The 14,555-nt window shown below is 47.2% G+C and carries 10 protein-coding genes and 1 pseudogene; 10 read left to right on the top strand and 1 reads right to left on the bottom strand.

All coding sequences use genetic code 11. The annotated features are described in order from the left end of the window. Positions 1–585: 585 nt before the first annotated feature. From SDEN_RS03005 to SDEN_RS21005, 10 genes and pseudogenes are all read left to right on the top strand, one after another. Positions 586–867, top strand: coding sequence for an energy transducer TonB (locus SDEN_RS03005; RefSeq protein WP_011495029.1), 282 nt, complete (start codon positions 586–588; stop codon positions 865–867). Positions 868–1,072: 205 nt separating this feature from the next. Further along, positions 1,073–1,663, top strand: a complete 591-nt coding sequence (locus tag SDEN_RS03010; RefSeq protein ID WP_011495030.1) for a hypothetical protein — start codon at positions 1,073–1,075, stop codon at positions 1,661–1,663. A gap of 139 nt (positions 1,664–1,802) precedes the next feature. Next, complete coding sequence (locus SDEN_RS03015) at positions 1,803–3,044, top strand: efflux RND transporter periplasmic adaptor subunit (RefSeq protein WP_011495031.1); 1,242 nt, start codon at positions 1,803–1,805, stop codon at positions 3,042–3,044. Between the two features lie 31 nt (positions 3,045–3,075). Next, positions 3,076–6,309 carry an efflux RND transporter permease subunit gene (locus tag SDEN_RS03020; protein ID WP_011495032.1) on the top strand — a complete coding sequence of 1,078 codons (3,234 nt, stop codon included), beginning with the start codon at positions 3,076–3,078 and terminating at the stop codon, positions 6,307–6,309. Positions 6,310–6,541: 232 nt separating this feature from the next. Further along, the gene (locus tag SDEN_RS03025; protein ID WP_011495033.1) at positions 6,542–6,805 is read left to right on the top strand and encodes a YdcH family protein; all 264 of its coding nucleotides are present in this window, start codon (positions 6,542–6,544) and stop codon (positions 6,803–6,805) included. A 237-nt stretch (positions 6,806–7,042) separates the two neighbouring features. Further along, complete coding sequence (locus SDEN_RS03030; RefSeq protein ID WP_011495034.1) at positions 7,043–7,423, top strand: BlaI/MecI/CopY family transcriptional regulator; 381 nt, start codon at positions 7,043–7,045, stop codon at positions 7,421–7,423. 26 nt (positions 7,424–7,449) lie between these two features. After that, a complete protein-coding gene (locus SDEN_RS03035) occupies positions 7,450–9,075 on the top strand; it encodes a M56 family metallopeptidase (protein ID WP_011495035.1) in 1,626 nt (541 codons plus the stop codon). Between the two features lie 175 nt (positions 9,076–9,250). After that, complete coding sequence (locus SDEN_RS03040) at positions 9,251–10,663, top strand: MBOAT family O-acyltransferase (protein ID WP_011495036.1); 1,413 nt, start codon at positions 9,251–9,253, stop codon at positions 10,661–10,663. Beyond that, positions 10,638–11,933 carry a hypothetical protein gene (locus SDEN_RS03045; protein WP_011495037.1) on the top strand — a complete coding sequence of 432 codons (1,296 nt, stop codon included), beginning with the start codon at positions 10,638–10,640 and terminating at the stop codon, positions 11,931–11,933. The genes SDEN_RS03040 and SDEN_RS03045 overlap by 26 nt, the downstream gene beginning before the upstream one ends. Before the next feature lie 213 nt (positions 11,934–12,146). Beyond that, positions 12,147–12,281: pseudogene (locus SDEN_RS21005) on the top strand (IS30 family transposase); the annotation flags it as partial. A gap of 29 nt (positions 12,282–12,310) precedes the next feature. Here the strand turns inward: SDEN_RS21005 and SDEN_RS03050 are convergent. Further along, positions 12,311–14,440 (bottom strand): TonB-dependent receptor, encoded by a 2,130-nt coding sequence (locus SDEN_RS03050; RefSeq protein ID WP_011495038.1) that lies wholly within the window; start codon positions 14,438–14,440, stop codon positions 12,311–12,313. Between the last annotated feature and the right edge of the window lie 115 nt (positions 14,441–14,555).

Below are 14,555 nucleotides of genomic sequence, written 5' to 3' on the forward strand. Positions count from 1 at the left end.
GGGAAGATTCAACAGCAAATCCTCCCTCTTGGATCTCCCTCCGTGCCGCCCGCGAAGTTGTGGTTCCTCATCCAACAGCAAAAATACCTAACGGCTCGACAGCACATCCATGTGCTAACGAGCCTCAACCATCATCCATGATGCTTACACGGTATTTTTGCTGTTGTATTTCGGCAACTTCGAGGGGGGGATTGGTGCAACCTGTGAGTACCGTTTTCATGGAGGACTTGGTGTGTTGGAGTGAAGGGTTAATTGTCTAACAGAGATAAGCAAGGTGAAGCATGGCTATCCACCGTAAAAGCTGCGAGGAAATAATTTATATTTTCAAGTTGGGATATCAGGATAAAACGCAATATAGGATCATAAAAAGATAAGTCATCAGGAAATAGACCTTTTAAAGTGCTATTAGAACAGACTGTTAGCGTAAGGCTGTACAAAAAACAACTACCGAAAAACAGCGGGTTCCTATAACATCGTACGTTAAATAAAGATTATCAATTTACGTTGAGCTTGGCATCGGCCAAGTCCAACAGGCGATTTATGCCTTGTAAACAGCGCATAAAGACTAAATTCAAGTGAGATTCGATGAAGTACCTATTAACGATTTTAACCATTGTTGTGTTTTTGAGTGGTTGCAACACTACTCCTTCTCAGCCTACTGAGGGCTATGTTCAGCTTCAGTTTGATATTACTGAAGCAGGAGCAACAGATAACATAAAAGTAATTAAGTCTGTTCCAAGTGGTTTCTTTGATGAAGAAGCAAAAAAATCGCTATCAAAATGGAAGTACAAACCAAAGGTGGTAAACGGCGTAACTGTTCGACAAGTTGATCTTAAGGTGCAGCTAGATTTCACCCCCAAAAAATAAAACGAACAAGGCCAGTCAACAACACTCACTGTGAAATATTTCGCCATTGGGGAAACTTTCGGCTACCCTGTGACTCTGAGTTAACCCTGAGGTTAATCAATAGTTGGTTAATCGGCTGTCTTTAATCGACCGTGTTTATTCAACTAACTTGGCTCAGGCGTATTGAATCGAAAGTGCTTAATCAATTTATTCTTAAGGATACCGTTTGCTAAGATTTGCGTCACAAGCGTTGCAAAACGTTATCGGCCTTTTTGCCGATGGTTTTGCTTTGGCTCGCATTTCAAAAGCTCACGTTTCCAACGCTTATCTTTCAAATTCATGGCTTTCAAATAGATGGTTCACGGCCTTTGTTAAAACCAAGTTGTTGATTGGTATAGTGCTGTTGCAGCTTGTGGGTGCCAATGTCGGTGCGCATCAATTGCACCCGGATACCAAGGTTGAAGAGGGCGGCCAGCACTCGCATCTGCAATTGACCACACAAGTGACGACCTTAAGCCAATGCGAAATCAGCGATCATCTTGATGCTCATACCAATGCAACTGAACATCAGGTTGCTGATTTTCATGGTGCGGCTAATGATGGGGAGCCGTCACATACTGACAGCCATCAAGTTGTTAGCACTGAAACTCAAGATGTAGATATTTGCCTTGATTGTCAGTGTCATGGCGGCCATGCAAGCCTGGTTGGTGGCATGAGTCCTTTAGCGCCTTCGCCACTCACCGATAGCCCAGTGCTATTGGCTTTGAATTATTTCCCCCCAGAAAGTTTACCCAGTTACCGCCCTCCAATAGTTTAATCCTGCGCTTATTCACTCAATTTATCTATTTTTCATGGGGTTATTGTATCCCATGGCTAAGCCAATGCTTTGATGACATCTATTAACATTATGATTGTAAATCAAAGTCTTGGCGTGAATACCAATGTTAGGATTTAACATGAAAAATCAAACGTTCAATGCTTTTTTTGCCGCTTCTTCAGTGGGCGCTAGCCTGCTATTTTCTAGTCTATTCGCATTAGCGGCCCTTGGATTTCCAGCCCAAGCTGGAGAAGGTCATGGCCATGATGCAACACCTAAGGCCAGTGTGAATGCACAGCCGCTAGCCGCCAACATCTCGGGTGAAAAACAAGAGGCTCAAGCTCATGGGGAAGAGAAGCATGGCAATGAAGCCCTTAAGCTGACTCAAGTTCAGCGTAACCTTGCAGGCATAGAAGTCAGCGAGTTACAGGCGCAGCATTTTAACCTCGCCTCCTTTGCCACCGCTACCCTGCTGGTGGACAGGGATAAGACAGCAAGCCTAGCCGCCCAGCTGGAAGTGAAAGTGATTGCTCGCCACGTAGTGCCAGGGCAAAGGGTTGAAGCGGGGCAGCCGTTACTGACCTTGGGCGGCGCTGCTGTGGCGCAGGCGCAGGCGGATTACATCAATGCGGCGTCCGAGTGGGACAGAGTAAAACGCTTGTCGAATGGCGCCATCAGTGACAGTCAGCGGCTGCAGGCACAAGTGAATGCTGAGCTAAAACGGGCGATTTTAGAATCCCTTAAGATGACGAAAAGCCAAATTGCAACCCTTGCAACTTCACCCAGTGCTATCGGCAGTTATGCTTTGTTGGCGCCCTTTTCAGGCCGAGTACAGCAAGATATCGCCATGTTAGGCCAAGTTTTGGCGGCAGGCACGGCCTTAATGCAGCTCACCGATGAATCCTCACTCTGGGTTGAGGCTCAATTGAGTCCCGCGCAAGCAGACACTGTGGACATTGGCACCCAAGCGTTAGTGCGAGTGGAAGATAAAACCCTGCAAGGGGAAATCATAGGTCGCTCCCATGAGATAGACAGCATCACGCGCACCGAGCAAGTCTTGCTGCGTATCGCTAACACTGAGCACCAATTACATGCGGGTCAGTTTGCCGAGTTATACCTCACATCAGGGGCGGGCGCGAAAGCTAATCCCATGGGCATAGTCGTGCCCGATGCGGCGCTAACCCGCAGTGGTGACGGTGATTGGCAGGTATTTATTGAAGATGAAGACGGCTTTGAAGCGGTAGAAGTGCAAGTGGTGGAGCGTCAGCGCGGGCTAAGCCTAGTGCGTGGTTTAGATGATAACGCCAAGGTGGTGGTGTCTGGCGCCTTTTTCTTGGCCTCGGAACTGGCAAAGTCTGGTTTTGATATCCACAACCACTAATTAGCGACCGTTTGAGCGTTAAGGAACTTCTATGTTACAAAAATTAATTCAGGCCGCTGTTGCTAATCGCCTGTTAGTGGTGATTGCCCTAGTGTGCGCCCTATTGGCGAGCTTAGCGGCTTTGCCTAAGTTAAATCTCGATGCTTTCCCCGATGTGACCAATGTGCAGGTGACCATTAACACCGCCGCCGAAGGCTTAGCGGCCGAAGAAGTGGAGAAGCTCATCAGTTATCCGGTTGAGTCGGCCATGTATGCCTTGCCAGCAGTGACGGATGTACGCTCTTTGTCCCGCACTGGGCTGTCTATTGTGACTGTGGTGTTCGCCGAGGGCACAGATATTTACTTTGCTCGCCAGCAAGTGTTCGAGCAGTTGCAAGCCGCTAAGGAAATGATCCCAACGGGTGTGGGCGTGCCTGAAATTGGCCCTAATACCTCGGGACTTGGGCAAATTTATCAGTACATTCTTAAGGCGGAGCCTGATTCTGGGGTGAGCGCGTTTGAGCTTAGAAGCCTGAATGATTACCTGATAAAGCTGATTTTAATGCCAGTCTCTGGGGTTACCGAGGTGTTATCTTTTGGCGGCGATGTGCGCCAATATCAGGTGCAGGTCGACCCCAACAAACTCAGCAGTTATGGCTTATCGATGACCCAAGTCACCACGGCCCTTGAGAGCAATAACCGCAATGCCGGCGGCTGGTTTATGGACCAAGGCCAAGAGCAATTGGTGGTGCGCGGCTACGGCATGTTACCAGCAGGAAACGAAGGCTTATTGGCCATAGGGCAAATACCGCTAACAGAAGTCAAAGGCACCCCAGTGCGGGTGGCCGACATTGCCAAGGTGGCCTTTGGCAGTGAAATCCGCGTCGGCGCCGTGACCATGACCCGCCGCGATGCCAATGGCGATGCTGAAAAACTAGGTGAAGTGGTGGCCGGAGTGGTACTCAAGCGCATGGGGGCGAACACTAAATCTACCATAGATGACATCAAGGCTCGGGTAAAACTCATCGAGCAAGCCTTGCCTAGGGGGGTGTCATTTGAGGTATTTTACGACCAAGCAGATTTAGTCGACCAAGCCATCACCACAGTGCGTGATGCGCTACTCATGGCTTTTGTGTTTATCATTATCATCTTGGCGCTGTTTTTAGTTAACCTTCGCGCTACCTTATTGGTTTTATTATCTATTCCAGTTTCGATTGGTCTAGCCTTAATGGTAATGTCCTATTTTGGCCTGTCGGCTAATTTGATGTCATTAGGCGGCCTTGCCGTAGCCATAGGTATGCTGGTGGATGGCTCTGTGGTAATGGTTGAAAATATCTTTAAGCATTTAACTCAGCCAGATAGACGCCATCTTAAAGCCGCGCAAATGAGGGCCGATGGCGAAGCTGACCCTTATCACGGCTATGAAGATGGTGCTTTGCCCGCCAGTGAGCATGAGATCGCATTCGATGAAAACCATGAGCCCAATATGGCGCTGCGCATCATGCTGGCGGCTAAAGAAGTCTGTAGCCCTATCTTCTTTGCTACCGCGATTATTATCGTGGTATTTGCGCCCTTATTTGCCCTAGAAGGAGTGGAAGGTAAGCTGTTTCAGCCCATGGCGGTGAGTATTATTCTGGCGATGCTCGCGGCCTTGTTGGTGGCATTAATTGTCGTGCCTGCCTTAGCAGTATTCTTATTTAAAAAAGGCGTGGTATTGCGCCAAAGCCCGCTATTAGTGCCGCTGGAATCTGGCTATCGCAAACTATTGACCGCCACCATGGCACGGCCAAAGCTTGTGATATTGGCTGCTGCGGGGCTATTTGTTGGCAGCTTATTGTTAGTGCCAAAATTAGGGACTGAATTTGTGCCCGAGCTTGAAGAGGGCACCATTAACTTGAGGGTAACCTTAGCGCCCACGGCAAGCCTTGAGACTTCGCTTGCCGTAGCCCCTAAGATCGAAGCCATGCTGCTTGAGTTTCCTGAGGTGAGCTACGCCCTAAGCCGCATTGGTGCGCCAGAGCTTGGCGGCGATCCAGAGCCTGTGAGTAATATCGAGATTTACATAGGCTTAAACCCCATCGAGTCTTGGACCACGGCAGATTCACGCCTGGCATTGCAACGGGAGATGGAAGACAAACTCAAAGTGTTCCCAGGCTTGTTGTTTACCTTCTCACAACCCATAGCCACCCGAGTGGATGAATTATTGTCGGGCGTAAAAGCGCAGCTGGCGATTAAAATCTTCGGAGATTCTCTGGATGTGCTAGCAACTAAAGGTCAGGTACTCAGTGACTTAGTGGCTAAAATACCAGGGGCCGTGGATGTGTCATTAGAGCAAGTGAGTGGTGAAGCTCAGCTGGTTATTCGCCCTAAGCGGGATAGTTTGGCCCGTTATGGCATCAGTGTCGATCAGGTGATGAGTCTGGTGAGTCAAGGCGTTGGCGGTGTTAGTGCCGGTCAAGTTATCGATGGTAATGCCAGATACGATATCAATGTGCGCTTAGCTAAGTCATTTAGGCAAACGCCAGATGCAGTGCAAGACTTGCTGCTAGTGGGCGCCAACGGTGCCACAGTACGTCTTGGTGATGTGGCAAGCGTCGAAGTTGAAATGGCGCCACCTAACATTCGCCGTGATGATGTGCAGCGCCGCGTGGTAGTGCAAGCCAATGTTGCAGGGCGAGACATGGGCTCGGTGGTGGCGGATATCTATAAAATCATTCCCGAGGCGCAGTTGCCTGCGGGCTACACAGTCGTGATTGGCGGTCAATATGAGAATCAGCAGCGCGCTCAGCAAAAACTGATGTTAGTGGTGCCTATTTCCATAGGTTTGATTGCCTTGTTGCTGTATTTCTCCTTTGGCTCGCTAAAGCAAGTGGGGCTAATTATGGCAAACGTGCCTTTAGCGCTGTTTGGTGGGGTTATCGCCTTGTACCTTAGTGGCACTTATTTGTCAGTGCCTAGCTCCATAGGGTTTATCACCTTGTTTGGGGTGGCAGTGCTTAATGGCGTGGTCTTGGTGGACTCGATAAACCAGCGCCGTCAAAGCGGCGAAAGCCTATATGAGTCAGTCTATGAAGGCACGGTTGGACGTTTGCGGCCCGTATTAATGACGGCGCTGACATCGGCATTGGGACTCATCCCAATTTTAATGTCATCTGGGGTGGGCAGTGAAATTCAAAAGCCCTTAGCCGTGGTTATCATCGGCGGTCTGTTTAGCTCTACCGCCTTAACCTTGCTGGTATTACCTACTCTGTACCGCTTTTTATATCAAGCTAAGCGCAACAGCTAAAGCAGAGTGCAGAACAAACCTCATATTCAAATAGCCGGCTGATGTCGGCTATTTTTTAGGCTTCTCACAAGGTGGCATCCGGGGTATCAATTTCAGTGTGATGGTAAATGCAGGATTTATTGTTAACTGGATCGCTGAAATCACAAAAGTTAATGCTTTGTTAAACTTAGTGATGCTATAGTTTTTACAGTTCAAGCAAGCGTTCAACCACTTCACCATTCAGGGGTTACCTATGTTAAATGAGAATCATGCGCTTATTTTCGACTTCCCAGAATTTAAGCAAGACATTGTGTATTTGAATTATAAAAAACCAGAGTTTCAAGCCTTGTCTAAGCAGTATCACCTATTGGATTACGATATCCGTCAGTTAGAAGTTGCCGGCAGTCCAACGGATGATGAACATATGCACGCACTTAAAGTACGTAGGGCAAACTTAAAAGATGTTTTATTCCAACAGTTAAAAGCCCATCATGATGAGGCTGTGGCCACCAATTAGTGCAACTCCCTCAGAAACCATTTTCATCAACTAGTCGACTTAAGTCGGCTATTTTTTTGTCTTTTTTTGCGTGTTTGAAACGGAAAAAACCTAAGTCAAATGAGATGCTTATTCTTCAATAAACATCGCTGGATTTCATCTGGGTAATTTAAAACTAATTAATTAGTTGATAAATGTTTTCACTCTGGCTATGCTAGTTAAAACTAATTGTTTAGTAGTTACATTGAGAGGTGAGTGATGGCACGTAAAAAATCGTCGCAATTAACGGATAGTGAGCAAAGCATCATGGAAGTGCTATGGCAAAAGGGTGAGGCCTCGGTGCGTGATATCGCCGATGCGCTGTCTGAAGACAAGGCCAGTGCCTACACCACAGTGCAGACCATGTGCAAAATTTTGGTGGAAAAGGGGTACGCGGAATTTCGAAAGGAAGGCAAGGCGTTCATCTATGCACCGACCATGACCCAAAAAGAAGCCCGTCAGGGCGCATTAGCCAGCCTGCTGAATCGTTTCTTTGGTGGCTCGCCCGAAGTGTTAGCCCAACATCTAATGCAGGAAACGGACATAGAGCTTAAAGATCTCGCCGCGCTGCAGCGTCAAATCGACGCCAGTAAAGACTAAGCCAAAGATCAAAAGGGAATGGGATCATGATGACAGAATTAACACTCTTTACCACTTTGGCTTTTCATCACCTCACCATAGGTGGGCTATTAAGCCTTGGGTTATTACTCACCCTTAAGTTGGTGCCATCAAGCGCCGAGCTAAGAAGTTGGCTGTGGATGACGGTATTTGTTCTGGTGACCTTAGTGCCTTTTTCTTTGTTGTCTTTCAATGAGTCCGCGGCGGTAACAAACAGTGCATCTAGTCAAGGCGCCAGCCAGGTATTAGCCATAAGTGGCACGCAAGTCATTGACGCAAGGCCCAATACAGGTCCCATCAAATTTCCCTTGGCAGAGCAGGGCTGGCACTTATCCAGCGCCGTGGTGTTTATGTTAAGCCCGCTATTGCAAGGTTTCTTGGTCATCTGGCTGCTGGGCAGTGTGTGGCGCGGTTATCATTTTTGTGTGTCATTAGTGCGAACTTGGCGGCTCTTAGGGCGCAGTAAAATGGGCCTTGCGGCTCACTTACAGGCAGAGATTAACGATAAGCATATTGCGTTAGACACTCGCCTTAATGCCTTTGCCGTGCCTAGGATTTCACTATGCCAAGGGGTGAGCTCGCCCTTGGTTACTGGCCTGTGGTCACCCAAGATAATCATCCCCTTAAGCTTAGCTCGGCAGCTGAGTGTGGAACAGCTCATCCCTATTGTGCTGCATGAGCAGGCCCATATTCAGCGAAAAGACATCTGGTGCGGTTTATTTCAAGAAGTTATCGCCATTTTATTTTGGTGGAGCCCAGTAATTCGATTTTTAAATAAGAAAATTCATATAGATAGAGAGTTAGCCTGCGATATTCGTGCGGCCAAGCAACTGACGGGTAAGCAGTATGCTCAGTCACTGCTGGACTGCGCTAAATTAATGATACAAGAACAACGGAGTGTATTAACCATGGGATTATTTAGCAAAAAGAAAGAGTTAGTCTACAGAGTCGATCAAGTGCTGCAAAAAAATGCTTTCACTCAAGTGAATAAATTTTGGGTGACGGCGCTGTGTTTGGGCTTAAGCGTGGGCAGTATTCAGGCGGCAACGAGCTTATCACCCAAAATAATTGTTAGCGAAGCAAGAGCCGATGGTAAGCAATATTCCTTGTTGCCCCAGACTCAAGGGCAGCGCTTGGTGGATGCCGTGTTGAATAACGACATAGCGACTATTAAGACGATGCAAAATGCCGGTGTCGATTTGGACATCCCTGCCATTGGCGATGGCACAGCCTTAATGGTGGCAGTGCAGAAGCATAACCTAACTATGGTGCAGGCCTTGCTCTCCCTTGGGGTCAATGTAGATCAGCCCTCCATCGGGGATGGCAATCCGCTTATCGTGGCGGCCATGGTGAATGACCTTGAAATTGCCAAGGTGCTGCTGGATGCTGGCGCTGACGTGAACGCCATAGTGCATCACGATGAGACAGCGCTTATCAACGCGAGTTATCGCGGCTTTATGGAAATGACCCGTCTGCTGGTGGAGCGGGGCGCCGACGTTAACTTGGCCGTCAAGACGGGTCCAGGGGATGGCGGAGAAATTCGCTCACCGCTTAATCGCGCTCGAAATCAACAGATCAAAGATTATCTCATCAGCCAAGGCGCCAGCCAAGATGGTGTTCTGGCCAGGCGTTAATGCTTCAGTGTTAGGCCCTCTCAGCTAGGCACAACCAATCATAAATTTAATACGGCGGTTTATCCCTCACTTTGGATAGACGGGTTTTTAACATCCTAAATAAGGTGTTTTGTATGTTTTACGAACACAAAAACAACAAAAATAACAAAAATAAGCAGAATAAGAGGGTTGGAATATGATATTTAACACGCCGATTTTCTTCTGGTTTTTCTGTATTTTCATCCTCTTCTATGGCTTTGTGTTTCTAAAACAAACCCCAAGAGTCTATCTCATCTTAGTGGGCAGTTTAGTCTTCTACGGCGCGTGGAATTACAGCTTTATTCCACTACTGGTGGGCAGTGGTATTGCCGATTATTTTATCGCCCAGGCCATAGCCAATAGCCAGCAACAGAGAATAAAGCAATATTGGCTAGGGCTTTCCATAGCGCTAAATATTGGCATTTTGGCGGTATTCAAATATGCCGACTTCGCCCTTAACTCAGTGGCGTCATTACTGGACGTCTTAGGCTATCAGCCTTCCTTAGGCACATTAGCTTGGGTGTTGCCTGTGGGGATTTCCTTCTATACCTTCCAGAGCATGAGTTACACCATAGACGTGTATCGCGGCGAGATTAAACCCCGTAAAGGTTTAGTTGAATTTGTGGCGGCGCTGTCTTTCTTCCCTCAGCTGGTGGCGGGGCCCATTCTTAGGGCAAAACATATTCTGCCGCAAATGCACGCCATCGCCCTGCCTAAGTGGGATGCGGTGAAGCACGGTTTCTTGCTCATCAGTGTGGGGCTTTTGAAAAAAACTGGCGCAGACTTGCTGGCCATCCCTGCCAACAAGGCATTTGAAGCAGAGGAGGCACTAAGCACATTAGAAATGTGGACCGGAGTGCTGGCCTTTACTGGGCAAATTTACGGTGACTTTTCTGGCTATACCGATATGGCTATAGGCATAGCCCTGCTGCTGGGGTTCAGTATCCCGCTTAACTTTAGGGTGCCGTATTTTGCATTGTCACCGGTGGACTTTTGGCGCCGCTGGCATATCTCACTCTCAAGCTGGCTTAAGGATTATTTGTACATTTCTCTTGGTGGTAATCGCAATAATCACAGGGCGAGGAACATCTTTATCACTATGCTGCTCGGCGGGCTTTGGCATGGGGCGGCCTGGACCTTTGTGGCCTGGGGCGCCTTTCATGGGGCCATCATTACCGCGACCCATTACTTAGGTTCCCTTAAGATGTTTAATGGTTTTAGTCAGTCAAACGCCTTGACCACTAAGTTTGTGAAATGGGCCATCACCTTTTATTTAGTCATGATGGGCTGGGTGCTGTTTCGCGCTGTAGATATGAGTAGCGCGCTGCTGATTTTTACCAGTTTGCATGATGTAGGCAGCAATGTGGTGATGGGCAAGCACGCCATGACCATATTCACCATGACGGCTATTTGGGTGTTGTTAGTACATGTGATGGACTTTTATGTGATTAACGCCGCCGATAAGCTGGAAAACCAACCTTGGCTATTTTGGAGCCTAATTATCTTAATTCAGACCCTGTGTTTATTAATAGGAGAGCCAAGCAATGAGTTCATCTACTTCCAATTTTAATCCGGCTATTGGCCCTGAGGGTGTGGCAGTTGCGGCCTCTGGTACTGAAAGTACAGCGAGCCAACTCGGCATCAATCACGCCGAACCCCGCAGGCTTTTTGCTAACCTACTGCTGGCCATCATTTTGGTTTCACTATTATCCATGGGCTTAGTGCGAGTTTTCTATGAGTACATTGATGCTAATAAAGGGGGGGTACTTGGCCGTGTTCATCAGGCGCAATTGGCCCTTGAGCGGATAACTTCAGAGCCCGATGATTTAGTGATGTTCTACGGCTCATCCATGACTCAGGCTGGCTTTTCTCCGAGAAAATTTGATAAAGAAGTCAACTCGTTAAATGAGAGCACATCAGGTAAAAACATTAAATCATTTAACTTTGGTTTCGGTGGCCTCAATCCTTACTTTCAGGACTTGCTATCAAGGCGTATCGCCGAAGGTTTTCAGGCCAAAGATAAGCGCCTTAAACTTGCCATGATAGAGTTTAATCCCTTCCAAAGCACTAAAGCGCGCTGGCAGGGGGCCGCATCCAGCCTAGATTCCTTTGTGACTATGCTGGCAACGGATAAAGAAATGTTAGCCATGGCGTTGGATGATGTTACCCGTGGGGTGCGGCTATTTAATATTAAGTATGTGCGCAATCAAATTTCGGCGGAGATGATCACAAGTTACTACGGCCATGAGCTGTTTCCCCCTGAGCGAAAGCAAGTCTTTAAAGAAGCTGAAGCGGTAGTCAAAGAAAAACGGGCCCTTGGAAAACAAATATCTGAGGCCTTTGAGCGTGAATACCCAAATTACCAAGGGGAGCAGTGGTCCTATGATTGGCAGGGCGGCGGCACTATCCCTGAGGAGCGCTCCAGTGAAACCTTGGCACTGGTTAAGGAGTACAGTGCAGTGGCTTACACGGATGTCTATATGAAAAATGATCGCTTAAGCCGCATTCGCTCGGCCGACATCGAAGGGCTGGATTTTGAGCCGCTATTGATTGAAAGCTTCATTAATACGGTGAAAAATTTCCAGTCAATATCTGACAAGGTGGCCGTTATCATGCTGCCGCGCAATAGCCGCTGGATCCAGTATTCCCCTGAGACACAGGCGCGTCTCGATGCTGCTGTGGCGCAAATTGAAGCGGCAACGGGAGTGAAAGTCGTTGATCATCAGCAGCTTGAAGGCATAGATGACAAGATGTTTCGTGACACCACTCACCTAGACAGATACACGGGAGATATCGCTTATACGGATATTCTCATTCGAGACTTTGGCAGGGCGCTATAAGCCACAAATCTAAGTCATGGTAATAAGTTAACATCACGGTCAGCGTTGCATTGCCAATTGCAGGCTGACTGCGTAGAGGTGAACTTTAGTTGGCCATAAGGTGTGCTCTGTTAGCGCGCCTTAACTCATCGCTTGCTTGTTCAATCGGGACGATATTGGAGCGTAACCCCGTTTTTATTTGATAAAAAAGTGGCCTCAAAATCTGCTGAGGATGTAACGAAAGCGACTGACTTAAGGGCAGTAAACGATGACATCATCTTGTTTTCCCTGAACAGAATCAACTATCATCCTAATAAATGCTTGAAGTTTAAGCGGCTAGCTGTTGTGTTTAAACAATTAGCCGCTTAATTTGACGCTAACTACCATCTTGTTAGGGATCACCAATTAAATTGGTATTGTAAAGACAGTGTACGGCCTCGGCCTGGGATTGAACTTGTGTTATTTGAGTTACGCTGTAACTGGCTGTATAGCGAAAAATACTGTTCGTTTAGTAGGTTTTCAATGCCAATTGTCAACATTCCTGCGCCAAGTTCAAAGCTATTTTGCCAGTCTAATACATTGTAGCTCTCGGTATCACGACGGCCAAAGGCGTTTTTCCCATCAAGGCGATAGTCCTTACCTGCGACATTTAGCCAAGTTAATTGGCTATTCCAACCACTATCCGATTCATAACCTAACACCGCCGCCAGCTTATTAGGTGGGATGCTAAAACCATTCATAGTCGTGTAATCAATTTTACCATCAGGTTTTTCCTCACCATTGATATAACTGTAATTTATATCAACAGACCAAGCGGTATTAATTTGGTAGTTAGCTGATGCCTCAAAGCCATCGATACGCACTTTATTGCGTGAGAGAGCCAGCCCCATATTTTCGCTTTTGACGTTCCCCAAATCTGAGCTTGAAGTAAAATAAGCAAAGTTAGCGGCAATTGGGCCAACCACACCGCGCCAGCCAAGCTCATAATCTGTTGTCTCAACGGGTTCTAAATTAGACTGACTAAGATCAAATTGGCTGCTTGCGTAGCGAATTTGTAGACCTATGTCTGGGAGGTCGTAACCTTCATTCGTGGCAAAATATAGGGTGTGATCATCGTTAATATTGTATGTACCCCCTAGATTATAAACAAATGAGCTGTAGTCGTAGCTGCTACCGGGTACCGCAGTTTGTGAGCCTAAGGTGACAAACGGCTTAAAGCTGGCGTCGATACGTTCATAACGTAATCCGCCTTCAACGGAAAATTGATTGCTAATTTTTGCGCGGATTTGTGTAAAGCCCGCTAGTGACTTATGGCTAATCTCGGGTACAAAATCTTTATCCCCTAGTGGCTGAAATACTAAACCGTTCGAATCATCATATACTTGGCCATCATAAGTGGTGACGGGCATTTCACTACGTTCATCATTGGTATCTAAGCCCCAATCCAGTTCAATGCTATCGCTTAACTGAGTGTTAATGGTTATTCGAAGGCCTATATTACTGCTTTCTAAATAGGTCTGTGCCAGATGATCCCATGTAGCAAAAGGACGGCCATCAAACGGTGCGAAGCGTGCTGCGTAATCTCGGTAATACGCTTGCGTATGAAGGGTGGCGTCTTCGGTTAATAGCCTTTGATATTGAGCGTTAAGGACGAGGTTTTTAATTTCGTTCTGTTTATCAAGTTGCAAGCCTTTAATTGCACGAGCCTTAGTAATGTAGGGCTCTGTTGCTGCAGAAGGATCGCTGGCATAGTCAGAATCTTGCTCTAATGAGTACCAAAGTGCTGACAGCGTCAGTTTTTGATTATCCCATTCTTTGCTGACCTTGGTATCAAGGCTATAAATTGGGCTATCATAGCTATCACCTTGGCTTGGCTCTGGTGCTAAACGGTCACCATCGGCATCATAATAGCCATTTGTTTTTTCCGTACTACCCGCAACACGGTAGAGCCAGCCTTGAGCCTCACCGCTACTCGCATGGCTAACAAGGTAGCTGAGTGCATCACCACTCAATTCATTTAAGCTAGATTTTAAACCGATTCTAGAGTGTTGCTGACTTTCGGCTTGGCCTGTTTTGGTATGAATGTAGATCACACCGCCCGTTGCCCCACTGCCAAAAAGTGCATTACCCCCACGAAAAATTTCCACACGGGCAACTTGGCTTGGGTGCAAGTTGTGTAAATCGCGTGAGATATTACGATTGGTGTTCATGGGAACACCGTCAATTAATACTAAGGCATTACGACCACGTATTGTCGTGCCAAAGTTGGACAGCGCGGGACTGGGGGGTGCCATGCCGGGTACCACTTTCGCGAGCACTTCAGCGAGATTGTTAGCCGTCGCGAATTGTTGGCGTAGCATGTTTTCGTCAATGACTGAAACGCTTCGAGCAATAGCGTTTAGCTCACTGGGCATACGCTCTGCGTGGATTGCAATTCGTTCAATACCATCATCTGCAAATGCAACTAAGGGGAGCGAGAGCAAAGATCCTACAACTGCAAGTGAAATAACAGAGAAAGTGTGATTCATAATGACGTTAGACTCTTAGTTTTAAAAATTGCGGCAATGCTACTGCGAATAGTAACCATTATCAATAATGACCGGGTGTAAACAATGTAAATGTCATTCAAAAGTATGTTTGAGT

It is taken from the genome of Shewanella denitrificans OS217 (assembly GCF_000013765.1).
Classification (GTDB): Bacteria; Pseudomonadota; Gammaproteobacteria; order Enterobacterales; family Shewanellaceae; genus Shewanella; species Shewanella denitrificans.

Excerpts from the sequence above, each read along its gene's own strand:
- SDEN_RS03005 (WP_011495029.1), top strand. The coding sequence starts at position 586 with ATGAAGTACCTATTAACGATTTTAACCATTGTTGTGTTTTTGAGTGGT.
- SDEN_RS03015 (WP_011495031.1), top strand. The coding sequence starts at position 1,803 with ATGAAAAATCAAACGTTCAATGCTTTTTTTGCCGCTTCTTCAGTGGGC.
- SDEN_RS03020 (WP_011495032.1), top strand. The coding sequence starts at position 3,076 with ATGTTACAAAAATTAATTCAGGCCGCTGTTGCTAATCGCCTGTTAGTG.
- SDEN_RS03025 (WP_011495033.1), top strand. The coding sequence starts at position 6,542 with ATGTTAAATGAGAATCATGCGCTTATTTTCGACTTCCCAGAATTTAAG.
- SDEN_RS03030 (WP_011495034.1), top strand. The coding sequence starts at position 7,043 with ATGGCACGTAAAAAATCGTCGCAATTAACGGATAGTGAGCAAAGCATC.
- SDEN_RS03035 (WP_011495035.1), top strand. The coding sequence starts at position 7,450 with ATGATGACAGAATTAACACTCTTTACCACTTTGGCTTTTCATCACCTC.
- SDEN_RS03040 (WP_011495036.1), top strand. The coding sequence starts at position 9,251 with ATGATATTTAACACGCCGATTTTCTTCTGGTTTTTCTGTATTTTCATC.
- SDEN_RS03045 (WP_011495037.1), top strand. The coding sequence starts at position 10,638 with ATGAGTTCATCTACTTCCAATTTTAATCCGGCTATTGGCCCTGAGGGT.
- SDEN_RS03050 (WP_011495038.1), bottom strand. The coding sequence starts at position 14,440 with ATGAATCACACTTTCTCTGTTATTTCACTTGCAGTTGTAGGATCTTTG.